This is a genomic window from Streptomyces sp. NPDC001678, assembly GCF_042892945.1.
In the GTDB taxonomy this organism is placed as follows: Bacteria; Actinomycetota; Actinomycetes; order Streptomycetales; family Streptomycetaceae; genus Streptomyces.
Genome location: NZ_JBIAUP010000022.1, coordinates 31,562 through 54,113, shown reverse-complemented (window position 1 = coordinate 54,113; position 22,552 = coordinate 31,562). Strand labels below are relative to the sequence as shown.

Genomic DNA, 22,552 nt, shown 5'->3' with positions numbered 1-22,552 from the left:
TCTTCCCGCTCCCACCCCGCCGCATCCGTGCCGGCGAGCGGCATCCTCTCGACACCTCCCGCCAGCGAGCATCCTCGCATCCACCGGGGACGATTCGCCCGGCGAGACTCGATTCGTGATCTTGAACGACGGTCCGAGTATGCGAAACGCGCTGGTCGCGGTGGGGCGATGGCTGATTTCTTCTGGGAATTGCCTGCTCTCGACCCCTTTATTGCCGATATTGAGGGGAGCGCCACCGCTTGCGGCAACCATCCGCACCCGGCCCGCGTCTTTCCCATGAGCCCCACGGATTCGCCGGGCCGACGGTCCGGACGGCGGCACTACAGTGGGGCGGAGGTGCCGGTGGAAGGCGACGGTATCGACGCCATCGAGGGTTTCGAAGGTTTCGGCATCCGGATCACGACCAGGGAGCGCATGACGTGCGGCCGGTAGGCAGCAAGTACCTGCTCGAGGAGCCGCTCGGACGCGGCGCCACGGGCACCGTCTGGCGTGCCCGCCAGCGGGAGGCGGCCGGCGCCGAGGCGGCGGTGGCGGGACAGCCCGGCGAGACCGTCGCGATCAAGGTCCTCAAGGAGGAGCTGGCCCACGACGCGGACGTCGTGATGCGCTTCCTGCGCGAGCGCTCGGTGCTCCTGCGGCTGACCCACCCCAATATCGTCCGCACCCGCGACCTCGTCGTCGAGGGCGATCTCCTCGCGCTCGTCATGGACCTGGTCGACGGCCCGGACCTCCACCGCTACCTCCGCGAGAACGGCCCGTTCACGCCCGTCGCGGCAGCGCTGCTCACCGCGCAGATCGCCGACGCCCTCGCCGCCAGCCACGCCGACGGCATCGTCCACCGCGACCTCAAGCCCGCCAACGTGCTGCTGAAGAGCGAAGCCGGGCAGATGCACCCGATGCTCACCGACTTCGGCATCGCGCGCCTCGCGGACTCGCCCGGCCTGACCCGCACCCACGAGTTCGTCGGCACCCCGGCCTATGTCGCGCCCGAGTCCGCCGAGGGCCGCCCCCAGACCTCCGCCGTGGACATCTACGGCGCGGGCATCCTGCTGTACGAGCTGGTCACCGGCCGTCCGCCGTTCGCGGGCGCCACCGCGCTCGAAGTGCTCCACCAGCACCTCAGCGCCGAGCCGCGCCGCCCCACGACCGTGCCCGAGCCGCTGTGGACGGTCATAGAGCGCTGTCTGCGCAAGCGCCCCGAGGAACGGCCCAGCGCCGAGAACCTCGCCCGCGGCCTGCGCGTCGTCGCCGCCGGCGTCGGTGTGCACGCCTCCCCGGACCAGGCCGAGGCGGCACTGGGCGTCGGCGCGCTGCTCGCACCCGACCCCGAGCCCACCCAGGTGCCCGGCACGGGCCTCCACACCCTCCCCGGCACGGGTCCCGCCACCGGCGACGCCGACCCGACCCAGGTGCTCCCGTCCTCCGCCGGGACCGCCCCGGCCGGGTACGACCCGAACGCCGCGACCAGCGTCCTGCCCAGCACCGGCCTGTCGGGCCCCGGTCCGTCGGGCCCCGGGCGCACCGGCGACGCCGACCCCACCCAGGTGCTCTCCGCGGGCTCCGGCCCGCAGGGCGGCGACCCGACGCGCGTCATGCCGCCCGTACCGCCCGTACCGCCGTCCGGCCCGCCGTCGGCGCAGGGCGACAGCCCGCACCCGTGGCAGAGCCAGATGCGCGCCGCCCGCGACCGCAACGAGCAGACCCAGTACCTCGACCCGGGCGAGGACCCGCTGCGCCGCAGGCCCCAGCGCCGCCCGGCGCCCCAGCCGCCGCAGGGCTACCAGCAGCCGCCCCAGCAGCAGTACGCCCCGCAGCCGCCGCAGCAGCAGTACCCGGCGCAGCGGCCGCCCCGCCGGCAGCAGCCGCCCCAGCCGCAGCCCCAGCGGGCACCGCGCTACCAGCAGCCCCCGCAGCCGCCCCAGCCTCAGCCGCAGCGGTACGCCCCCGCGCCGCCGCCCGAGCCGACGCCCGCCCCGCGCCGGGAGCCGCGCCCGCCGCGCCAGCGCAGCGCGAACCCCATGCGGATCCCGGGCCTGGGCTGCCTCAAGGGCTGTCTGTTCATGATCGTCGTGCTGATCGTCGGCTCCTGGCTGGTGTGGGAGTTCACACCGCTCAAGGACTGGGTCGCCGACGGCAAGAGCTTCTGGGACGCCGCCTGGGACTGGATCACCAGCGTCAAGGACTGGATCTCCGGTCTGGGCTCCGACTCCGGAGCGGGGTCGGGTTCCGGCCAGTGACGGGGACGTCGGGGGCTGTGGAGAACCGATAAGGCAGTCGATATATCGACACCCGAAGGGTGTTTTCTGCCTCAGAAGTAACGGTTGGCACTGAATCGGTGTCCCCAACGCCCCTCCGGCCGCGTAGCTTGGTCGCCAGCGCGGGTGACGGCCGCCTGGCCGCGCCCGTCGGATGATGTCGCCGGATGGCGGAGGAGTCGGGGAACAGTCTTGGCACGGAAGATCGGCAGCCGGTACACCGCCCACCAGGTCCTCGGACGGGGCAGTGTCGGGACGGTGTGGCTCGGCGAAGGCCCCGAGGGGCCGGTCGCCATCAAGCTCCTACGGGAGGATCTCGCCTCCGACCAGGAGCTCGTCGGCCGCTTCGTGCAGGAGCGCGCGGCCCTCCTCGGTCTCGACCACCCCCATGTGGTCGGCGTCCGCGACCTCGTCGTCGACGGCAACGACCTCGCCCTGGTCATGGACCTCATCCGCGGCACCGACCTGCGCACCCGGCTCGACCGCGAGCGACGCCTCGCGCCCGAGGCGGCCGTCGCCATCGTGGCCGACGTCGCCGACGGCCTCGCCGCCGCGCACGCCGCCGGGGTGGTCCACCGCGACGTCAAGCCCGAGAACGTCCTCCTCGACATGCAGGGCCCCCTCGGGCCCGCCGGCGCGCATCCCGCGCTGCTCACGGACTTCGGCATCGCCCGGCTCGTGGACGTGCCCCGCCCGGCGCCCGCCCGCGACCGGGACCGTGACCGCTCGCCGGGCGCCCGCAGCGTCATCGGCACGCCCGACTACCTCGCCCCCGAGATCATCGAGGGCCTGCCGCCGCGCGCGTCCGTCGACGTCTACGCCCTGGCCACCGTCCTCTACGAGCTCCTGGCCGGCTTCACGCCCTTCGGCGGCGGGCACCCCGGGGCGGTGCTGCGGCGCCATGTGACGGAGACGGTGGCGCCGCTGCCCGGCATCCCCGACGAGCTGTGGCAGCTCGTCGTGCAGTGCCTCGCCAAGGCCCCGGCGTCCCGGCTGCGCGCCTCGGAGCTGGCGGCCCGGCTGCGGGAGCTGCTGCCGCACCTGGCCGGGATCCCGCCGCTCGACATCGACGAGCCGGAGGAGGAGGCTCCCGCCGCCGCGGAGGGGGGCCCTGCCCCCGCTGCCGCCACCGCGGCCGCGGTGGCGGCCGTGCCCGAGCCGCGCCGGCGGGGCGTGGTGCCGCTCGTGCCGGGGGCGGGGGTCTCGGACTCCAGCCGGGACACCCACACCAGCATGCGGGTGCCCGGGCCCGAGGAGCTCGCGGGCGGCCCCCACGGGACGGCTCGCGCTCCGCGCTCGCCGGGGCAGCCCCGGGCGGGGTCCGCGCGCCACCGCTCCCCGGCGGAGCAGGTACGACGCCGCCGCATCCGCCTCGGCGCGGCGGCCGTCGCGCTGGCCGCGGCGGCGGGTGTCGGCGGCTGGTTCGCCACGGGCGGCGGCTCGGACACGGGCGACGCGAAGCCGGGCGGCTCCCAGCCCCCGGGCATCCACCACACGGCGCCGCCGGCGGCGGGCACGCGGTAGGGGGCTGCCCCCGGGGGGGTGGGGGCGGGGGCGGTTTGGCGCCGCCGGGCGCGTAGCCGGTGGCTGGTCGCCGCTGCGGCGGGGGAGAGGCCCCAGCCCCGCCCTTTCACCGTTTCCCGGGGCTGCCGCCCCGGACCCCCACGGCGGGAGGCTTCGCCCCCGCCTGGGCGTCGGGCCCGGGGGCTGCCGCCCCGCCCGAGCCGCCCCTGGCAGGGCGAAGCCCTTCATCTCGGGCCCCGGGCCTCCCAGCCCCGTCCCTCCCCCTCGGCGGGGGGCGAAGCCCCTCGCCCTCGGGGGCCGGGGCCGCAGCCCCGGGAAACGGTGAAAGGGCGGGATCGGGGCAGCCCTCCCGCCGCCGTGGCGATCGGCCCCCGCCGGGGAGTCCGGCGGTGCCGAACCGGCCCCTCCACGGCCCGGAAGGGGCGCCTCCCGGCATTCGGGGTGCTCCTTCGGACCGGGAAGCCCGGCGCAGCCGTTAGGCTGGGTGCGTGGCAGTCGTTGATGTATCCGAAGAGCTGAAGTCCCTCTCCTCGACCATGGGGTCGATCGAGGCCGTTCTGGACCTCGACAAGATGAGGGCCGACGTCGCCGTGCTCGAGGAGCAGGCGGCCGCCCCGTCCCTCTGGGACGACCCGGAGGCGGCGCAGAAGATCACCAGCAAGCTGTCGCACCTCCAGGCGGAGCTGCGCAAGACGGAGACGCTCCGCGGCCGCATCGACGACCTCGGGGTGCTCTTCGAGCTCGCCGAGGCCGAGGACGACGCCGACGCCCTCGCCGAGGCCGAGGCGGAGCTCACCTCCGTCCGCAAGGCGCTCGACGAGATGGAGGTCCGCACCCTCCTCTCCGGCGAGTACGACTCCCGTGAGGCCCTCGTCAACATCCGCGCCGAGGCCGGCGGCGTCGACGCCTCCGACTTCGCCGAGCGCCTCCAGCGCATGTACCTGCGCTGGGCCGAGCGCCACGGCTACAAGACCGAGCTCATCGAGACGTCGTACGCCGAAGAGGCCGGCATCAAGTCGACCACCTTCTCCGTTCAGGTCCCGTACGCCTACGGCACCCTCTCCGTCGAGCAGGGCACCCACCGCATGGTGCGCATCTCGCCCTTCGACAACCAGGGCCGCCGCCAGACCTCCTTCGCCGGCGTCGAGGTGCTGCCGGTCGTCGAGCAGACCGACCACGTCGAGATCGACGAGTCCGAGCTGCGCGTCGACGTCTACCGCTCCTCCGGCCCCGGCGGCCAGGGCGTCAACACCACGGACTCCGCGGTCCGCCTGACGCACCTCCCCACCGGCATCGTCGTCTCCTGCCAGAACGAGCGCTCGCAGATCCAGAACAAGGCGACCGCCATGAACGTCCTCCAGGCCAAGCTCCTCGAGCGCCGCCGCCAGGAGGAGCAGGCGAAGATGGACGCGCTCAAGGGCGACAGCGGTGGCTCCTGGGGCAACCAGATGCGTTCGTACGTCCTCCACCCGTACCAGATGGTCAAGGACCTCCGCACGGAGTTCGAGGTCGGCAACCCCACCGCCGTCCTCGACGGCGACATCGACGGGTTCCTGGAGGCGGGCATCCGCTGGCGCAAGCAGCAGGGGAAGTAGAACAACTCCCTCCGCTTGTCTGCCGTAACCCCTGCATAGCCGGACATCGCGCCCGTAAGTTCCTTGACGCTGCCCAGAAAACTGGGAAGGCTGGCGCGCGGCATGCGAATCACTGGGGCGCGTGTGGCGGGGGGCGAGCGGCCCGGCCCGTACGACATGCGTACGAGGCCGGACGGTCACGCCGTCCCCCCGGAGTGCCGCGGCCCCGTGCACAGCTGCTCCATCGACGAGTTCAGCTACTGGGGGTAGCAGGCAGATGACGAGTAAGACGCGACTGCGCGTTGCGCGCATAGCCGCCGGCGCGATGATCGCCGCCGGCGCTTCGCTGACGGCCGCGGGTGCGGCCTCGGCCGCCGGTGTCGACGTCGAGGTCGGCGGTTTCGGCGTGAAGGGCGGCGTCGGCGTGCACAGCGCGGCCGCCGACGACCCCACCACCGCCCCGACCGAGATCCCGCAGCCCACGTCCGGCACGGGCGGCTCCACGACCGGTGGTTCGACGACCGGCGGCTCCACCACGGGTGGCTCCACGACCGGCGGTTCCACGACGGGTGGTGCCACGACCGGTGGCGAGACCACCGGCGGTTCCACCACGGGCGGCTCCACGACCGGTGGCACGACCACCGGCGGCGCCACCACGGGCGGCGAGACCACGACCGGCGGCTCCACCACCGGCGGCTCCACCACCGGCGGTTCCACGACCGGTGGCGCGACCACGGGCGGCGGTTCGACGACCGGCGGCTCCACCACGGGTGGCTCCACGACCGGTGGTTCGACGACCGGCGGCTCCACCACCGGCGGCGGCACGACGGGCGGCTCCACGACCGGTGGTGGCACCACCGGAGGTTCCACCACCGGCGGCGGCACGACCGGTGGCTCCACGACCGGCGGTGGCTCCACCGGCGGCGACCACGGCTCCACCACCGGCGGCTCCGGCTCCACGGGTGGCTCCGCCACCGGCGGCTCCGGCTCCACGGGTGGCTCCGCCACCGGCGGCTCCGGCTCCACCGGTGGTGACGGCGGCGACGACGCCCGTACCTGCCCGGTGGACACCGACGGCAACTGCAACACCAGCCCCGACAACGCCGGTGTCCAGCCCGTCCAGCAGGGCAAGCCCAAGGAGGAGCTGGCCCAGACCGGTCAGTCCGGGCAGGGCGGGCAGGGCGGCCAGTCCGGCCAGCCCGCGCAGGCCGGCCAGCTGGCCGAGACCGGTGCCGGTCAGACCACCTTCCTCGTGGTCGGCGCCGCCACGATGATCGCCGGTGGCATCGGCTTCCGGATGCTCCCGCGCCTGATCGAGCGCGGCGGCGCGGCCGCCGCCTGACGGCCCCGGCCGTAAGCGCGCACACGACGACCGAGGCCCGGGACGCGGAAGCGTCCCGGGCCTCGGCCCATAAGCATTAAGTATCGGTATCGGAGAGTCGCCGAGCCGCTACCCTGTGAATCCGCGCGCGAGCACGGCGAGAGCGACGAGCACCACCAGCAGCGCGATCAGCGCGGCCGGGGTCAGGCCGCCGAAGATGCCTTCCTGGTGCTGCAACCGCTCGCGGCTCGCCCGGCAGACCGGGCACCTGCCCTCATTGACAGGGGCCGCGCAGTTGGCGCACACCAGTCGGTCGCATGTCATGCGAAGTCCTCCTCCGGTACGTCCAACGCGCGGGAACGTCGTGCGGTTCCCCTTACCACTGTGCCAGCTTTACCGCCGTCCGGCGCGGCCGGCCCGGTGAAGCGCGAAATGGAACCCAATTGTCCCGTTGACTCCCGAGGCCGACTGCGCGTGCACGGGCGGTTCGGTATGGTCACGCACACCGACGGGAGCCGCGAACGCGGCGTTCCGTGCCGCCCTCCAGGCCGACACGTGGTGCACTCGTGATCCGATTCGACAACGTCTCCAAGTCCTACCCCAAGCAGAACCGTCCGGCGCTCCGGGACGTCTCGCTCGAGATCGAGAAGGGCGAGTTCGTCTTCCTGGTCGGTTCCTCCGGCTCCGGGAAGTCGACGTTCCTGCGGCTGCTGCTGCGCGAGGAGCGGGCCACCCACGGTCAGGTCCATGTCCTGGGCAAGGACCTCGCCCGGCTCTCGAACTGGAAAGTGCCCCACATGCGCCGCCAGTTGGGCACGGTCTTCCAGGACTTCCGGCTGCTGCCCAACAAGACCGTCGCGGAGAACGTCGCCTTCGCCCTGGAGGTCATCGGGAAGCCCCGGGGCGAGATCCGCAAGGCCGTGCCCCAGGTCCTGGAGCTGGTGGGCCTCGGCGGCAAGGAGCAGCGGATGCCCGGCGAGCTCTCCGGCGGTGAGCAGCAGCGTGTCGCGATCGCCCGTGCGTTCGTCAACCGGCCGCGGCTGCTGATCGCCGACGAGCCCACCGGAAACCTGGACCCGCAGACTTCCGTCGGCATCATGAAGCTGCTGGACCGGATCAACCGGACCGGTACCACGGTCATCATGGCCACCCACGACCAGCAGATCGTGGACCAGATGCGCAAGCGCGTCATCGAACTCGAACAGGGCCGTCTCGTGCGCGACCAGTCGCGCGGCGTCTACGGCTACCAGCACTGAAACCGCCCGAGGGCACTGAAAGGACGCCATGCGCGCCCAGTTCGTCATGTCGGAGATCGGCGTCGGTCTCCGCCGCAATCTCACGATGACCTTCGCGGTGATCGTCTCCGTCGCCCTGTCGCTCGCCCTGTTCGGCGGTTCCCTGCTCATGCGCGAGCAGGTCGGCACGATGAAGGGTTACTGGTACGACAAGGTCAACGTCTCGATCTACCTCTGCAACAAGAACGACGCCCAGAGCCAGGGCGGCGCCTGCGCCAAGGGCGCGGTCACCGAGGACCAGAAGAAGGAGATCAAGGCCGACCTGCAGAAGATGCCGGTCGTCCAGTCGGTCCAGTTCGAGACGGCCGACGAGGCGTTCAAGCACTACAAGGAGCAGTTCGGCAATTCCCCGATCGTGCCCTTCCTCACCCCCGACCAGATGCAGGAGGCCTTCCGCGTCAAGCTGAAGGACCCCGCCAAGTACCGGGTGGTCTCCAGCGCCTTCTCCCAGCGGCCCGGCGTCCAGGAGGTGGAGGACCAGCGCAAGACCCTGGAGCCCCTGCTCAACCTCCTCAACGGCATGAACCTCGCGGCCCTGGGCGTGATGGCGCTGATGCTGGTGGTGGCCCTGATGCTGATCATCAATACGGTCCGGGTCTCGGCCTTCAGCCGGCGCCGGGAGACCGGGATCATGCGGCTGGTCGGCGCGTCCAGCTTCTACATCCAGACGCCCTTCATCATGGAGGCCGCCTTCGCCGGGCTGCTCGGCGCCGGCCTGGCCTGCGTCCTGCTGGTCTGCGTCCAGTACTTCCTGGTCAACAACTGGCTGGCGCACCAGATCGACGTGATCCAGTTCATCGGCTGGGACGCCGTCTTCGCCAAGATGCCCCTGGTGATCGCCATCGGGCTGCTGATGCCCGCGCTGGCCGCGTTCGTCGCCCTGCGCAAGTACCTGAAGGTGTAGAGACGCGTGGAACAGCCAAGGGCGTCGTACGGTCAACTCCCCGTACGGCGCCCTTCGGTGTCCTAGACTCACGCGCATGCCCGGCCCGACGTTGTTCGTACCGCCGCGCCGCGCCAGGCGCGGGGCCGCGCTGACGTTGGTCTTCATGGGGGCGCTGGCGGCGGGCGCCGCGACCGCCGCGTGGGGGGCCGGCGACGGGCGGCAGGCCCGGCCCCCGGCGGGGGAGCACGGCGAGCGGCAGGTGCTCTCCGGAACCCTCGGCCGGAGCGCCGCGGGCCCCCGCGCCGCCGACCGGCACACCACCGACCGGCACGCCGTCGACCGCCGCGCCGTGGAGGCCGCCGCCGAGCGGGCCGTGGAGGACGGCAAGTCCGGCTCGGAGGCCGCGGCCGAGCTGCTGAGCCGCAGCGGCGACGCCTGGAGCGCCGTCTACAGCCCCCGGGAGTACGAAGGGTTCGCGCTCGCCCTCGACGGCGCGTACGTCGGCGTGGGCCTCACCACCCGGCGTGTGGAGGGCGGCCGGATGGAGGTCGACGGGGTCCGCCCCGACGGCCCCGCCGAACGGGCCGGCATCGCCCCCGGCGACCGGCTCCTGACCGTCGACGGCGCGGACGTCACCGGCCGCCCCGTGACGGAAGTCGTCTCCCTGCTGCGCGGCGACGGCCGCTCCCTCGGCTCGTGGCCCGTCTCCGCGCCCGGTACGACCGTGCGCCTGGGCCTGGCGCGCGGCGCGGAGCGCTGGGAGCGGACGCTGCGCCGCGAGCGGCTGCTCACCGAGAGCGTCGAGGTCGAGCGGCGCGACGGCGGGCCGGCGGGCACCCTCCCGGCCACACTGATCAAGGTCAGCTCCTTCACCCGGGGCACCGGCGAGCGGGTCCGGGAGGCGGTCCGGGAGGCCGCGCCCGGCGAGGGGATCCTGCTGGACCTGCGCGGGAACTCCGGCGGGCTGGTCGACGAGGCCGTCACGGCCGCCTCCGCGTTCCTCGACGGCGGGCTGGTGGCCACCTACGACGTGCGCGGCAGCCGGCACGCCCTGTGGGCCGAGCCGGGCGGGGACACCCGCCGCCCCCTCGTCGTCCTCGTCGACGGCGGCACCATGAGCGCCGCCGAGCTGCTGACCGGGGCGCTCCAGGACCGGGGGCGCACGGTCGTCGTCGGCTCCCGGACCTTCGGCAAGGGCTCGGTCCAGATGCCCAGCCGGCTCGCGGGCGGCTCCGTCGCCGAGCTCACCGTCGGCCACTACCGCACCCCGGCGGGCCGGGCGGTCGACGGCGCCGGGATCACCCCCGACCTGGCCGTCCAGGGACCGGCCGGGGACGGCGGGGAGGGAGACGCGGAGGCGCGGGGCCGGAGAGTATTGAGTGGCCTCGGGGGCGGGGCGTAGTGCGAGAATGACGGTGCTATGGCTAAAGACAAGGACAAGAAAGAGTCAGGTCGCAAGATCGTCGCGCAGAACAAGAAGGCGCGCCACGACTACCACCTCCTGACCACCTACGAGTGCGGCCTGGTGCTCACCGGCACCGAGGTCAAGTCGCTGCGCCAGGGTCGCTCGTCGCTGGTCGACGGCTTCGTCCAGATCGACGGCGGCGAGGCGTGGCTGCACAACGCGCACATCCCCGAGTACGCCCAGGGGACGTGGACCAACCACAGCGCGCGGCGCAAGCGGAAGCTGCTGATGCACCGCGCGGAGATCGACAAGCTGGCCTCCAAGGCGGACGAGACGGGCCACACGATCATCCCGCTGTCCCTGTACTTCAAGGACGGCCGGGCCAAGGTCGAGATCGCCCTGGCGAAGGGCAAGAAGGAGTACGACAAGCGGCAGACGCTTCGCGAGAAGCAGGACCTCCGCGAGTCGAACCGCGCGATCGCGGCGGCGCGGCGCCGGCAGCGGGCGTCGGCGGCGGCCCGGGGCTAGCCTGCGGGAATACGCTGGCCCCGCCCAGCGTCGTTCCAGTACGATGGGCAACGCAGCACACCGGGTGGTGCCGGGTGCGCACCTTGAAAAAACAACATGGGGATGATCGGTTTCGACAGCGGATGTCGAAGCAGGGGAAGCGTGTCGAGGAAGCGGCAATGATCTCGTAAACCATATGTCGCAACCAATAATCGCCAACACCAAGCGCGATTCCTTCGCCCTCGCTGCCTAAGTAGCGACCTGCGAAGTGTCAGCCCGGGGCTGTTCCCGACCCGGATCCTGGCATCATGAAGGGGACTAAACCACTGGGCCCGGCCACGGGGCCCGGTGGGAAATCAAACAGTGGCTGAGCCCGTCGGAGACTTGTTCGCGTGATCTCCGGGGCCGAGAAAATCGCAGCGAACTGCACACGGAGAAGCCCTGATTCCGCACCGTTGGACGCGGGTTCGATTCCCGCCATCTCCACTCATCCCATGTAGGCGTACGGCCCGCGAGTTCTGCTCGCGGGCCGTACGCCTTTCTGCTGTCACGCGCCGAGCGCCGTTCCCCGCGCCCCTTCGGGGCGCCCGCTCAGAACAGCCGCGCCATGCCCACCGACACCGGGGCCACCTCGGTCCAGCCGAACTTCGCGTAGAGGTGGCGGGCGTCCCCGTCCGCTATCAGGGAGACGTAGGTGCCCTCCGGTGCCCGGCGCTCCAGCTCGGCCGTCAGGGCCGCCATGATCTGCCTGCCCAGGCCCTGGCCCTGGTGCTCGGGCAGCACGCAGATGTCGACGATCTGGAGGTGGCAGCCGCCGTCCCCGACGATCCGGCCCATGCCCACCGGCTCGGGGTTCCCCTCCTGGCGGACCAGCACCCCGTACCAGGTGTTCGGGAGTCCGACGGCCGATCCCTCGGCCGATTTCGCGCCGAGGCCCGTCGCGGCGCGCAGGGCGCGGTAGGTGGCTGTCGCCGGTACACCCGGGCGGAGTTCATAGCTACGGTTCGTAGTGGTGTTGCTCGCTTCGTTTGCTTTGTTTGCTTCGTCGCTCACGCGCGGAAGGGTAGCCGCCGTGCAACCGGGGAGCCGGACGGGCCCTCTTCCTGGGTGACATAGGGGGTGGCCGGTGAACTGGACACGAACTGCTGTCGCCGTGGTGGGCACGGGCACGCTGTGGCTGGGCGGGTCTGCCGCGGCCGTCGCGCAGGACGGGCCCCGGGGGACCCGGGGGGATCCCGGCGGGGTGCAGGTGCTGCTCAACGGGGCCTTCGACAACCGGCCCGGGGAACTGATCGACATCGACGTCCGGGGCCTGCGGGCCGCCTCCGGTGCCACCGTCACCTCGCCCGTCTTCGACCGTCAGGTGCGGCTCGCCCCCTACGACGACCCCGGTGCCGCGGGCCGGGGCGACGGCCCGGGACTGCACGCGCGGCCCGCGGTCTCGGCGCGGGCCAGGCCCGGGACGTATCCGCTGCGGGTGAACGCCGGCGGGCGGGTCGTGGCCGAGGAACAGGTGGAGATCAAGGCCCCGCGACGGCCGGAGTTCCGGGTGGGCGCCAAGGACGACGTCCTGCGGCCCGGGGAGCAGCTGGGCGTCTCGTACGACGATCTCTACCCGGGGGAGACGGGCGACTCCTTCGCCGTCGCCTCACCGCTGCTCCCCGCCCCGGTCCCGCTGGTCCACGACCCGCACGGCACCCACTGGAACAACCCCCGGATGTTCACCGCCCTCGTCTCCGTGCCGCCGGACGCCAAGGACGGCACGTACAAGGTGACGCTGACGGCGGCCGGCGGCCGCCGTGTCGACGAGAAGCCGCTCGTCGTCCGGGCGGCCCGTCCCGGCGACGGCGACTACGTGGGCAGGGTGCGCGGTCCCGCCTTCTTCTCCTTCGGGGGCCGCCCGGAGAGCGCCCGCGCGTACGGCCACCGGGTCCCGGCGGGCGGCACGGTGAACGTCCTGTGGCGCGACGCCGCCCCCGACCCCGGCGAGGACGACCGGCTCACGGCGACCTCGCCCGCCTTCGAACGCCCGGTTCCGCTGCGGCGCGACGACAGCAAGGCGAGCGACGGCGACGACCCCCGCTACTACGGCCCCGCCCGGGTCCGGGTGGGGCTGGAGCCGGGCCGCTACCCCGTGACCGTGATCAGCCATCACGGCCGGGTGAAGCGGACCGGAAACCTCCAGATCACCGGCGCGGCGGTCAGGGCCCTCGCGGCGAAGGCGGTCGGCGACGACGGCCCCGACCCCGCGGTGATCGTCGCGGGTACGGGCGCGGGGCTCGCGGTGCTGGCCGCCGGGACGGGGGCGGTGGTGCTGCTGGTGCGGCGGAGAGGGCGGACGACGACGGCTCACTGAGCGCGCCGGTCTCACCGAGCGCACTGGCCTCATCGAGCGCCCCGGCGCGCACGGCCCAGGGCGCGGCGGAGCCGGGTGCGGAGGGCGGGGCGTACGGGCTCGGTCGGCTCGGTCCAGCGCGGGGGAGTGGTGAGGAAGAGGAGCATGCCTCCACGGTCGCCGTCGACCGGGGGCGGGGTCCAACACCTGATCGGTGGCCATTCACGCGCCTGTGTTGTTAACTGCCGTGGGTGTCCGTCCCGTACGCCTCCTTCGACGCCGAGCCTCGACTGCTGCGCGCCTTCGTGGCCGTGGCCGAGGAGCTCCATTTCACGCGCGCCGCCGCGCGGTTGTACCTCGCCCAGCAGGCGCTCAGCCGTGACATCCGGCGGCTGGAACGCGAGGTGGGCGCCGAGTTGTTCTCCCGGACCACGCGCGCGGTCGCGCTCACCGCCGAGGGGGAGCGGCTGTTGCCGTACGCGCGCCGGGTCCTCGCCGCGTACGAGGAGTTCGCGGCGGCGTGCGCGGGGGAGAGCCGCCCCCTGCTCGTGGACGTCGGCGGGCCGGTGAGCACCGGCCGGCGGGTGCTGACGGAAGCCCGGCGGACGGCCCCCCGGCTGGAGCTGGTGGCCCGCTACCGCTCCGGACTCACCGGGGCGGCCGAGCGGATCCTCGCCGGCCGGCTCGACGTCTCCTTCGGCCGGATCGCCGGCCTCCCCGCGGACGTACGGGCCGGGCTGGAGCACCAGCCCGTACGGCTGGAGCGGATGACCGTGCTGCTGCCCGACGACCACCCCCTGGCGGCCCGGGACCGGGTGCCGCTGGACGCGCTGCGGGGCGAGACGCTCTATGCGGGCGCGGGCAACCCCGGCACGGCGGAGTGGACCGGCCTCGCGGAACGGCTCTTCGCGGGCCGGGGCATCGCCGTCGCGGAGCCGTTCCCCGGGATCGAGGGCGAGGAGGAGTTCGTCCGCGTCATACGGAAACGGGGCTGGGCGGTGCTGGCGAGCGAGGAGTTCATCGAGGTGCCCGGGATGGCGCTGAGGCCCCTGGTCGACCCGGTGCCGCTGTCGCCCGTGGCGATGGTGTGGCGGCGGGGTCTCCGCCACCCCGGGCTGGACGCGCTGCGCCACGCGGCACGGGAGCTCGCGGGGGCGCGGGGATGGCTGGAACGGCCCGTGGACGCATGGCTCCCGGAAGCCGACGCGACACTGATGAAATCGCTGTGACATCGTCATACGACATGGAATGGTGTTGAGTTGATCGCTGTTGTAGCCGTTCATGACGGATATCGATCAGAACGTTAAGCGCTCCTTTCTCTTCCTGCTGGGCAGCGGCCGCGAGGGCGGCAACACGGAGACCCTGGCACGGCGGGCGGCCGCCCAACTGCCCACCGGCGTACGGCAGACGTGGCTGCGGCTCAGCGACCATCCGCTGCCCCCGTTCGAGGACCTCCGGCACAGCGCCGACCGCACGTTCGCCCCTCCCACCGGCAATGAGAAGCTCCTTCTCGACGCCACCCTCGACGCGACCGACCTGGTGATCGCCTCGCCGGTGTACTGGTACTCCCTCTCCGCCAGCGCCAAGCTCTACCTGGACCACTGGGTCAACTGGCTGAGCATCCCCGAACTCCGTTTCCGCGACGGGATGAAGGGCTCGACGCTCTGGGCCGTCGCCGCCTCCAGCAGCGCCGACCGCACGGTCGCCGAGCCGCTCCTCGGCTCGCTGCGCGCGTCCGCCGCGTACATGGGCATGCGATGGGGCGGGGAACTGCTGGGCTCGGGCACCGCGCCGGGCGCGGTGCTGGAGGACGCGGAGGCCGTCGCGGGGGCGAAGACGCTCTTCTGACCGCAGCCCGGCAGGGCGGATCATCCCCTAGCCTGGGGGCCCGGCCGCGCCCTCCGCCAGAGGAGACGTCATGGTGAACACGGACCCCGCCACCCCGCCCCGACGAGTGCCGCCGCTCGTGTGGGCGGTGTACGGCCTCGCTTCCGGCGCGAGCGCCGTCGGCGCCGGTGAGCTGGCGGCCTCGGCCGCCGGCGGGTCGGTCCTGGTGGAGATCCTGGTGGCCGGAGTCGTGGTGCTGGCGGCCGGATGGATCGCCCCGGCCGTGCTCGGCCTGCTGCGCCGGTGGCGGCTTCGGCACCCGCACCCCTCCCGCCCGCCTGGCGGAAACCCGTGATCCGCCCCTTCCCGCCGCACGCCCCACCGGGCACCCTGTAACGGCGGGGAACCCGGGGAACACCCATACGGAAAGGTGACGGCGCATGGCACCGGCCGCGGCGGCCACGAATGGTCTGAGGTTCGACTGCGGGCGGCTCTGCCTGGACCTGCTGGCCACCGCCGAACCACCGGACCGGCTCGACGGCCCCCGGCGCTTACAGGCCTGGCTGCTCGGCGCCGGGACCGTCCCGCCGGGCACGCCCCTCCACACCGTGGACGGCGCGTGGCTCGCGCGCTTCCAGGCCGCCCGGGAGCTGCTCGCGCGCGTCGTGCACGCCGAGCTCGACGGGGACGGCCGGGCCGCCGGGCCCGACCTGGAGCGGGTGAACGCCCTCGCCGCCACCGCGCCGCCCGCGCCCGCCGCCGCCCGGGGCGCCGACGGACGGCTCGTCCGGCGCCTCGCCGGCCCCCCGGACTGCGGCGCCCTCCTCGGACAGGTCGCCCGCGACGCCGTCGACCTGCTCACCGACCCCGTCGCCCGCGGCCAGCTGCGCCGCTGCGAGGGCGAGCACTGCCCCCTGATCTACCTCGACACCTCCCGGGGCCGCCGCAGACGCTGGTGCTCCAGCGAGGTCTGCGGCAACCGCGAGCGCGTGGCCCGGCACCGCCGCCGCGCCAGCGAACCCATGACGGCGGGCGGGACGGCCTGAAGCGACGCGATTCCCCACGACGGTGAACGGGATCCGCCCCCCGTCCGTACTCCTGGTCGAAGGGCCACGGCACGGCCGTGGCCCGGCGGCGACACCCCGGCCCCGCGTTCTCGACCAAGGGGGAAGGCTTGCGCAAGGATGCCGTCGTGGCTGACAGGACCAGTCCGGACGAGGACCTGATGCGGTCGCTCTACGCGGAGCACGCGGGCCCCCTGCTGGCCTTCGTCCTCCGACTCGTGGCGGGCGACCGCCAGCGGGCGGAGGACGTCGTCCAGGAGACGCTGCTGCGCGCCTGGCGCAACGCCGACCGGCTGCGCGGCGCCACCGGCTCCGTACGGCCCTGGCTGGTCACCGTAGCCCGGCGCATCGTCATCGACAACCACCGCAGCCGCCAGGCCCGGCCCCCCGAGGTCGACCCGGGGCCGCTGGAGCTGCTGCCCGCCGCCGACGAGATCGACCGGGCGCTGCGCCTGATGACGATCTCCGACGCGCTGGGCGACCTTTCCGAAGCCCACAGAGAGGCCCTGATCGAGACCTACTTCAAAGGACGTACCGTGAGCGAGGCGGCGGAAGTGCTGGGGGTACCGGCCGGGACCGTACGGTCCCGGGTGTTCTACGCGCTGCGCTCCATGAGGCTCTCGCTCGAGGAACGAGGAGTGACGGCATGAACCGGCCGGCACCGCACCATGAGCACCCGAGTCGGGACGACGAGCACACCGCCGTCGGCGCCTACGCGCTCGGCGTGCTGGACGAGGCGGACACCGCCCGTTTCGAGGAGCACCTCGCCGACTGCCCCCGGTGCGCCGCCGAACTGGAAGCGCTCATGGGCCTCACCCCGCTCCTCGGCGAGCTCAAGGAGGCGACCCCCGACCCGGCGGCCCTCGCGCCCGAGCCCCGTCCCGAACTGCTGGACCGGCTGCTCGACGACGTCACCGTGACCCGCAGGGCACAGCGGACCCGCCGGCTGTGGCTCGTCGCCGCCGCCGTCGCCCTGATCGTCGCCGGACCGCTGGCCGGCGCCGCCCTCACGTCGCAGGACACCGGGCAGGGCCACACCGGAGTGAGCGCCGCGAAGCAGATGTACGACGAGGGCGAGAAGTACGGCGGTGTCACCGACCCGGTCACCCACGTGAACGCCACCGTGTCCCTCCAGGACAAGGCCTGGGGCACCCATGTCGCCCTCAAGCTCGGCAATGTCAAAGGCCCCCTGACCTGCGATCTCGTCGCCGTCGGCAAGAACGGCCGGGAACAGGTCGCCACCACGTGGGCCGTCCCGGAAGCCGGCTACGGCATCGAGAAGGGAGACAAGGAGAGCAAGGGGGACAAGGGGAGCAAGGACACGAGCTACAAGGAGCCCCTCTACACCCACGGCGGTGTCGCGTTCAACGAGAAGGACATCGCCCGCTTCGAGATCCGCACCCTCGACGGCAAACACCTGGCGACGGTCACGCTGTGACGACCGCTGATCCCTGCTGTGATCGACGAATGGGCGATCCGTCAACAGCCGACACTCGTGGCAAACCCCTCATGTCCTGACAGGTGCGCTCAGTACCCCTGTTCGCGTACGGTTGACGGCTGCCCTAAGCACAGCAGAAGGGGGCCTGGGTGGCCGCGCAGAACGCCACACACGCGCACGTGGCGACAGGATCGGCGACGGAGTCCGAAGGGATCCGGGACCGTGAGATCGGTGCCGAACAGCACCATCTCGACCGGGTGTACCGACGCCTCGAGGAGAAGATCCACGAGGCGGAGTTCCTCATGGACGACGCGGCCAAACGCGGCCAGGTCGGCACCCCCGGCGCGCTCGCCGAGCGCGACGCCCAGGTGTTCCGCGCCGGTGTGCATCTCAACCGGCTGAACAACGAGTTCGAGGACTTCCTCTTCGGCCGGATCGACCTCCTCCTGGGCAAGGACGGCAAGAAGGGCCCCGACGGCGCCTACACCTCCGTCGAGCCCGCCGACGACGCCGTGCGCGAGGACACCGCCGAGATCGCCGAGACCCTCCACATCGGCCGCATCGGCGTGCTCGACGCCGACTACTCCCCGCTCGTCATCGACTGGCGGGCCCCCGCCGCCGCGCCCTTCTACCGGTCCACCCCGGTGGCCCCCGGCCGGGTCGTCCGCCGCCGGGTCATCCGCTCCAAGGGCCGCCGGGTCCTCGGCGTCGAGGACGACCTGCTCCGCCCGGAGCTGCGCGCCACCCTCGACGGGGACGCCCTGCCGGTGGTCGGCGACGGCGCCCTGATGGCCGCCCTCGGCCAGGCCCGCAGCCACACGATGCGCGACATCGTCTCCTCCATCCAGGCCGAGCAGGACCTGGTCATCCGCGCCCCCGCCGCCTCGGTCACCGAGGTCGAGGGCGGCCCCGGCACCGGCAAGACCGCCGTCGCCCTCCACCGCGCCGCCTACCTCCTCTACCAGGACCGCCGGCGCTACGCGGGCGGCATCCTCGTCGTCTCGCCGACCCCGCTGCTCGTCGCCTACACCGAGGGCGTGCTGCCCTCGCTCGGCGAGGAGGGCCAGGTCGCCATCCGTGCCGTCGGCAACCTCGTCGACGGCGCCGAGGCCGACGTCTACGACGAGCCGGACGTCGCCCGTATCAAGGGCTCCTCCCGCATGGTCAAGGTGCTGCGCAAGGCGGTCCGGGGCGCCCTGGACGTCCCGCGCTCCGCCGCGCCCGTGCCCGAGCGGCTGCGCGTCGTCGCCTTCGGCGCCCGGATCGAGCTGGAGGCCGACGACCTGCGGCGCATCCGGAACGCGGCCCTCGGCGGCACCGCCCCCATCAACCTGCTGCGCCCCCGCGCCCGCCGGCTGATCCTCGACGCCCTGTGGTCCAGGTCCGGCGGCCCCCGCCGCTACACCGACCCCGAGCTCGCCGCCGAGGCCCGCTCGGCCTTCGACGAGGACATCACCACCGAGGACTCCTTCATCGACTTCCTCGACGCCTGGTGGCCCGAGCTCACCCCCCGCCGGGTGCTGGCCTGCCTCGCCGACGAGAAGCGGCTGGGCCGCTGGTCCCGCCGGGACCTCAACCCCCGCGAGATCCGCCGGCTGGCCCGCTCGCTGCGCCGGCTGGACCCGGCCGGCAAGGGCCCGCTGTCGGTGCACGACGTGGCGCTGCTGGACGAGCTGGAGACGCTGCTCGGCGTCCCGGTCCGCCCCAAGCAGCCCCGCGAGGCCGACCCGCTCGACGCCCTCACCGGCCTTGAGGAACTGATGCCGCAGCGCTCCGAGTCGCGCCGCGAGCGCGCCGAGCGGCTGGCGCAGGAGCGCCGCGACTACGCGCACGTCATCGTCGACGAGGCCCAGGACCTGACGCCCATGCAGTGGCGGATGGTGGGCCGCCGCGGCCGCCACGCCACCTGGACGATCGTCGGGGACGCGGCGCAGTCCTCCTGGTCCGACCCCGACGAGGCCGCCGCCGCCCGGGACGAGGCGCTGGGCACCCGCCCCCGCCGTCGCTTCCGGCTCACGGTCAACTACCGCAACCCCGCGGAGATCGCCGAGCTGGCGTCGAAGGTGCTGGCGCTGGCCATGCCGGGGATGGAGTCCCCCTCGGCCGTGCGCTCCACCGGCATCGAGCCCCGCTTCGTGGTCGCCGGCGCGGACCTCGCCGCGTCCGTGCGCGCGGAGGCCGAGCACCTGCTGGCGGACGTGGACGGCACGGTCGGCGTGGTCGTCCCCATGGGCCGCCGGGCCGAGGCCCGGCGGTGGCTGGCCGGGCTCAGCGACCGGGTGGTGGTGCTGGGCAGCCTGGAGGCCAAGGGCCTGGAGTACGACGCGACGATCGTGGTCACCCCGGCCGGGATCGCCGACGAGTCGCCGGCCGGCCTGCGGGTGCTCTACGTGGCGCTCACCCGGGCCACGCAGCGGCTGACGGTGGTCTCGGGCGAGCGGGACGACCCGGACGAGCACGGGGTGCCGGACCTGCTGCGCGACTGAACGGGGGGCCTGCGGCGTGGGCCGGATGGCCGGACCGTTGCGGCCGAACGGCCTGTTCCGGCCGCCCGTACGGCCCGTTCTCCCGGTGGGACGCTCCACACGGAATCAGTTCGGCGGACTGTTTGTTAGCCTGGGTACGACACCGGCTCGATCCAAGCCCCCGGGCCCAACCTTCGTCGCTACGAGCGACCACTTGCCGCGAGGCGAGCATGGCGGGTCGGTGTCGTTCTTCGTGAACCGACGGGCGCCCTTCCCTCTGCGGGAAGGGCGCCCGTCGGTTTTTGTCCGCCCAAGATTCCGGAAGCTTTCTTCCGGAATGAGGGCCGAGTTACCCCCTACTCGCCGGTAGGTGGGACGATCGAACGTCTCGTCCTCCACGGGACATGTCGCGTCTTCGTGACGCGAACCACGGTGAAGCGATCGAAACAAGCGCAGAACAGCGAAAGCAGGGGAAAGCGGCCATGGCAACGGCGCCTAGCGTCTCGTATTCGATGACGGTCCGGCTGGAGGTTCCCGCGTCGGGGACCGCGGTCAGTGAGCTGACCACGGCCGTGGAGTCCTCCGGTGGGTCCGTGACCGGTCTGGACGTGACCGCTTCCGGGCACGAGAAGCTGCGTATCGACGTCACCATGGCCACCACCTCGACCGAGCACGCCGACGAGATCGTCGAGAAGCTCCGCGGCATCGAGGGCGTCGTCCTGGGCAAGGTCTCCGACCGCACCTTCCTGATGCACCTCGGCGGCAAGATCGAGATGGCCTCCAAGCACCCCATCCGCAACCGCGACGACCTCTCCATGGTCTACACCCCCGGCGTCGCCCGCGTGTGCATGGCCATCGCCGAGAACCCCGAGGACGCCCGCCGCCTGACCATCAAGCGCAACAGCGTCGCCGTGGTCACCGACGGCTCCGCCGTCCTCGGGCTGGGCAACATCGGCCCCAAGGCCGCCCTGCCCGTGATGGAGGGCAAGGCCGCCCTCTTCAAGCGGTTCGCCGGCATCGACGCCTGGCCGATCTGCCTGGACACCCAGGACTCCGACGCCATCGTCGAGATCGTCAAGGCCATCGCCCCCGGCTTCGCCGGCATCAACCTCGAGGACATCTCCGCCCCCCGCTGCTTCGAGATCGAGGCGCGGCTGCGCGAGGCGCTGGACATCCCGGTCTTCCACGACGACCAGCACGGCACCGCCATCGTCGTCCTGGCCGCCCTGACCAACGCGCTGCGCGTGGTGGGCAAGAACATCGGTGACGTACGGGTCGTCATGTCCGGTGCGGGCGCGGCCGGTACGGCGATCCTGAAGCTGCTGACCGCGGCCGGGGTGCGGCACGCGGTGGTCGCCGACATCCACGGCGTGGTCCACACCGCCCGCCCCGACCTGGTCTCGGCCGGGCCCCAGTCGGCGCTGCGGTGGATCGCGGACAACACCAACCCCGAGGGCGTCACCGGCACCCTGAAGGAGGCCGTGCGCGGCGCGGACGTCTTCATCGGCGTCTCCGCCCCGAACGTCCTGGACGGCGACGACGTCGCCGCCATGGCCCCGGACAGCATCGTGTTCGCGCTGGCCAACCCGGACCCGGAGGTCGACCCGGGCATCGCCCGCAAGACCGCCGCGGTGGTGGCGACCGGGCGTTCGGACTTCCCGAACCAGATCAACAACGTGCTGGTCTTCCCCGGCGTCTTCCGCGGCCTGCTCGACGCCCAGTCCCGCACCGTCAACACCACCATGATGCTCGCCGCCGCCCGCGCCCTGGCCGACGTCGTCGCCGAGGACGAACTCAACGCCAACTACATCATCCCCAGCGTCTTCAACGACAAGGTCGCCGGGGCCGTCGCGGGTGCCGTCCGGGAGGCCGCCAAGGCCGCCGGAGCCGCTGTGACAGGCACCACGACGGTCTGACGCACGGCGCGTCGAGTGGCGCGACGCCGCTGGGCCCCCCATAAGGTGTCGGGCAGACATCCGGCCGCAGAAATGCGGCCACATCCGAGGCTGTGGCAGCTGGCCGTGGCGCTTTCCGTGTGACTCTCCAGGGTGCCGGATTGGCTTTCCCGCCACTGGTGGGGGCAGGATGCGTAACCGGGCGCGAGGGTCTGGCAAACGGACCCGGGTCCGGGGACTGTCCGAGGGCCCTGGCAGCATCGGCTTCGATCTCACGCCTCATTGGCAAGAAGAACACGGGAGTACAACATGAACCGCAGTGAGCTGGTGGCCGCTCTGGCCGACCGCGCCGAGGTGACCCGCAAGGACGCCGACGCCGTTCTGGCCGCGCTCGCCGAGACCGTCGGCGAGGTCGTCGCCAAGGGCGACGAGAAGGTCACCATCCCCGGCTTCCTGACCTTCGAGCGCACCCACCGTGCCGCTCGGACCGCGCGCAACCCGCAGACGGGCGAGCCGATCCAGATCGCTGCCGGTTACAGCGTGAAGGTCTCCGCGGGCTCCAAGCTCAAGGAAGCCGCGAAGGGCAAGTAAGCCTTCAGCTCGAAGGGCGGCCACCCCACGGGGTGGCCGCCCTTTTGGCGTATCCGGGGAGTCTGCCCCGCCGCGTTGCCGCGTAAACGGCCCGTGTACGGCCCGTAAAGCCCCTAACGCCTCGTCAGGGTGCCTGGGGCCCACCCCGGGTCCGTTCGGGGCGCTGACGG

The 22,552-nt window shown here is 72.9% G+C and carries 21 protein-coding genes and 1 other RNA gene; 20 read left to right on the top strand and 2 right to left on the bottom strand.

Going from position 1 to position 22,552, the window contains the following annotated elements; genetic code table 11:
• Positions 1-168 precede the first annotated feature (168 nt).
• From ACFYZR_RS30965 to ACFYZR_RS30945, 5 genes are all read left to right on the top strand, one after another.
• A complete protein-coding gene (locus ACFYZR_RS30965) occupies positions 169-432 on the top strand; it encodes a hypothetical protein (RefSeq protein ID WP_391916437.1) in 264 nt (87 codons plus the stop codon).
• The gene (locus ACFYZR_RS30960) at positions 420-2,237 is read left to right on the top strand and encodes a serine/threonine-protein kinase (RefSeq protein WP_391916434.1); all 1,818 of its coding nucleotides are present in this window, start codon (positions 420-422) and stop codon (positions 2,235-2,237) included. Before ACFYZR_RS30965 ends, ACFYZR_RS30960 begins: the two co-directional genes overlap by 13 nt.
• 210 nt (positions 2,238-2,447) lie before the next feature.
• Entirely contained in the window at positions 2,448-3,779 is a 1,332-nt protein-coding gene (locus ACFYZR_RS30955) for a serine/threonine-protein kinase (protein ID WP_391916431.1), read from the top strand.
• Positions 3,780-4,267: 488 nt separating this feature from the next.
• Positions 4,268-5,374, top strand: coding sequence for a peptide chain release factor 2 (prfB, locus tag ACFYZR_RS30950; protein WP_229354043.1), 1,107 nt, complete (start codon positions 4,268-4,270; stop codon positions 5,372-5,374).
• A 256-nt stretch (positions 5,375-5,630) separates the two neighbouring features.
• Positions 5,631-6,695, top strand: coding sequence for a hypothetical protein (locus tag ACFYZR_RS30945; protein ID WP_391916428.1), 1,065 nt, complete (start codon positions 5,631-5,633; stop codon positions 6,693-6,695).
• 108 nt (positions 6,696-6,803) lie between these two features.
• Here the strand turns inward: ACFYZR_RS30945 and ACFYZR_RS30940 are convergent, their stop codons facing one another.
• On the bottom strand, positions 6,804-6,998 hold the full coding sequence (locus tag ACFYZR_RS30940) for a hypothetical protein (RefSeq protein ID WP_311615800.1): 195 nt from the start codon (positions 6,996-6,998) through the stop codon (positions 6,804-6,806).
• Between the two features lie 242 nt (positions 6,999-7,240).
• Between ACFYZR_RS30940 and ftsE the strand changes: the two genes are divergently transcribed.
• The 5 genes from ftsE to ssrA all read left to right on the top strand — a co-directional run bounded on the left by ftsE (position 7,241) and on the right by ssrA (position 11,256).
• A complete protein-coding gene (gene ftsE / locus ACFYZR_RS30935) occupies positions 7,241-7,930 on the top strand; it encodes a cell division ATP-binding protein FtsE (protein ID WP_126914385.1) in 690 nt (229 codons plus the stop codon).
• 28 nt (positions 7,931-7,958) lie between these two features.
• Entirely contained in the window at positions 7,959-8,873 is a 915-nt protein-coding gene (gene ftsX, locus ACFYZR_RS30930) for a permease-like cell division protein FtsX (protein ID WP_311615796.1), read from the top strand.
• Positions 8,874-8,949: 76 nt separating this feature from the next.
• Positions 8,950-10,257: a S41 family peptidase gene (locus tag ACFYZR_RS30925; RefSeq protein WP_391916423.1), complete on the top strand. Its 1,308-nt coding sequence runs from the start codon at positions 8,950-8,952 to the stop codon at positions 10,255-10,257.
• An 18-nt stretch (positions 10,258-10,275) separates the two neighbouring features.
• Positions 10,276-10,788: an SsrA-binding protein SmpB gene (gene smpB / locus ACFYZR_RS30920; protein ID WP_126914382.1), complete on the top strand. Its 513-nt coding sequence runs from the start codon at positions 10,276-10,278 to the stop codon at positions 10,786-10,788.
• Between the two features lie 98 nt (positions 10,789-10,886).
• Positions 10,887-11,256: a transfer-messenger RNA gene (ssrA, locus tag ACFYZR_RS30915) on the top strand.
• A 102-nt stretch (positions 11,257-11,358) separates the two neighbouring features.
• On the opposite strand, the gene ACFYZR_RS30910 is transcribed toward ssrA, so the two are convergent.
• On the bottom strand, positions 11,359-11,820 hold the full coding sequence (locus ACFYZR_RS30910) for a GNAT family N-acetyltransferase (RefSeq protein WP_391916420.1): 462 nt from the start codon (positions 11,818-11,820) through the stop codon (positions 11,359-11,361).
• Between the two features lie 73 nt (positions 11,821-11,893).
• Here ACFYZR_RS30910 and ACFYZR_RS30905 point away from each other — a divergent pair, with 73 nt between their 5' ends.
• From ACFYZR_RS30905 to ACFYZR_RS30860, 10 genes are all read left to right on the top strand, one after another.
• On the top strand, positions 11,894-13,123 hold the full coding sequence (locus ACFYZR_RS30905; RefSeq protein WP_391916417.1) for a hypothetical protein: 1,230 nt from the start codon (positions 11,894-11,896) through the stop codon (positions 13,121-13,123).
• 230 nt (positions 13,124-13,353) lie between these two features.
• Positions 13,354-14,331, top strand: coding sequence for a LysR family transcriptional regulator (locus ACFYZR_RS30900; RefSeq protein WP_391916414.1), 978 nt, complete (start codon positions 13,354-13,356; stop codon positions 14,329-14,331).
• A gap of 52 nt (positions 14,332-14,383) precedes the next feature.
• Complete coding sequence (locus tag ACFYZR_RS30895) at positions 14,384-14,950, top strand: flavodoxin family protein (RefSeq protein WP_391916411.1); 567 nt, start codon at positions 14,384-14,386, stop codon at positions 14,948-14,950.
• A 70-nt stretch (positions 14,951-15,020) separates the two neighbouring features.
• On the top strand, positions 15,021-15,284 hold the full coding sequence (locus ACFYZR_RS30890) for a hypothetical protein (protein ID WP_391916410.1): 264 nt from the start codon (positions 15,021-15,023) through the stop codon (positions 15,282-15,284).
• A gap of 85 nt (positions 15,285-15,369) precedes the next feature.
• Positions 15,370-15,975, top strand: coding sequence for a CGNR zinc finger domain-containing protein (locus ACFYZR_RS30885; protein ID WP_391916407.1), 606 nt, complete (start codon positions 15,370-15,372; stop codon positions 15,973-15,975).
• 128 nt (positions 15,976-16,103) lie between these two features.
• The gene (locus ACFYZR_RS30880; RefSeq protein ID WP_391916405.1) at positions 16,104-16,643 is read left to right on the top strand and encodes a sigma-70 family RNA polymerase sigma factor; all 540 of its coding nucleotides are present in this window, start codon (positions 16,104-16,106) and stop codon (positions 16,641-16,643) included.
• A complete protein-coding gene (locus tag ACFYZR_RS30875) occupies positions 16,640-17,431 on the top strand; it encodes a zf-HC2 domain-containing protein (protein ID WP_391916402.1) in 792 nt (263 codons plus the stop codon). The genes ACFYZR_RS30880 and ACFYZR_RS30875 overlap by 4 nt, the downstream gene beginning before the upstream one ends.
• A 149-nt stretch (positions 17,432-17,580) precedes the next feature.
• Positions 17,581-19,917, top strand: coding sequence for a HelD family protein (locus ACFYZR_RS30870; protein WP_391916399.1), 2,337 nt, complete (start codon positions 17,581-17,583; stop codon positions 19,915-19,917).
• A gap of 461 nt (positions 19,918-20,378) precedes the next feature.
• Entirely contained in the window at positions 20,379-21,812 is a 1,434-nt protein-coding gene (locus tag ACFYZR_RS30865) for an NAD-dependent malic enzyme (RefSeq protein ID WP_391916397.1), read from the top strand.
• A gap of 288 nt (positions 21,813-22,100) precedes the next feature.
• On the top strand, positions 22,101-22,382 hold the full coding sequence (locus ACFYZR_RS30860) for an HU family DNA-binding protein (RefSeq protein ID WP_004951951.1): 282 nt from the start codon (positions 22,101-22,103) through the stop codon (positions 22,380-22,382).
• Positions 22,383-22,552: the final 170 nt, after the last annotated feature.

Bases quoted from the DNA above. Each gene is read 5' to 3' on its own strand.
- ACFYZR_RS30965 (WP_391916437.1), top strand. From the start codon at position 169: ATGGCTGATTTCTTCTGGGAATTGCCTGCTCTCGACCCCTTTATTGCC.
- ACFYZR_RS30945 (WP_391916428.1), top strand. From the start codon at position 5,631: ATGACGAGTAAGACGCGACTGCGCGTTGCGCGCATAGCCGCCGGCGCG.
- ACFYZR_RS30940 (WP_311615800.1), bottom strand. From the start codon at position 6,998: ATGACATGCGACCGACTGGTGTGCGCCAACTGCGCGGCCCCTGTCAAT.
- ftsX (WP_311615796.1), top strand. From the start codon at position 7,959: ATGCGCGCCCAGTTCGTCATGTCGGAGATCGGCGTCGGTCTCCGCCGC.
- ACFYZR_RS30925 (WP_391916423.1), top strand. From the start codon at position 8,950: ATGCCCGGCCCGACGTTGTTCGTACCGCCGCGCCGCGCCAGGCGCGGG.
- smpB (WP_126914382.1), top strand. From the start codon at position 10,276: ATGGCTAAAGACAAGGACAAGAAAGAGTCAGGTCGCAAGATCGTCGCG.
- ACFYZR_RS30895 (WP_391916411.1), top strand. From the start codon at position 14,384: ATGACGGATATCGATCAGAACGTTAAGCGCTCCTTTCTCTTCCTGCTG.
- ACFYZR_RS30890 (WP_391916410.1), top strand. From the start codon at position 15,021: ATGGTGAACACGGACCCCGCCACCCCGCCCCGACGAGTGCCGCCGCTC.
- ACFYZR_RS30885 (WP_391916407.1), top strand. From the start codon at position 15,370: ATGGCACCGGCCGCGGCGGCCACGAATGGTCTGAGGTTCGACTGCGGG.
- ACFYZR_RS30875 (WP_391916402.1), top strand. From the start codon at position 16,640: ATGAACCGGCCGGCACCGCACCATGAGCACCCGAGTCGGGACGACGAG.
- ACFYZR_RS30865 (WP_391916397.1), top strand. From the start codon at position 20,379: ATGGCAACGGCGCCTAGCGTCTCGTATTCGATGACGGTCCGGCTGGAG.
- ACFYZR_RS30860 (WP_004951951.1), top strand. From the start codon at position 22,101: ATGAACCGCAGTGAGCTGGTGGCCGCTCTGGCCGACCGCGCCGAGGTG.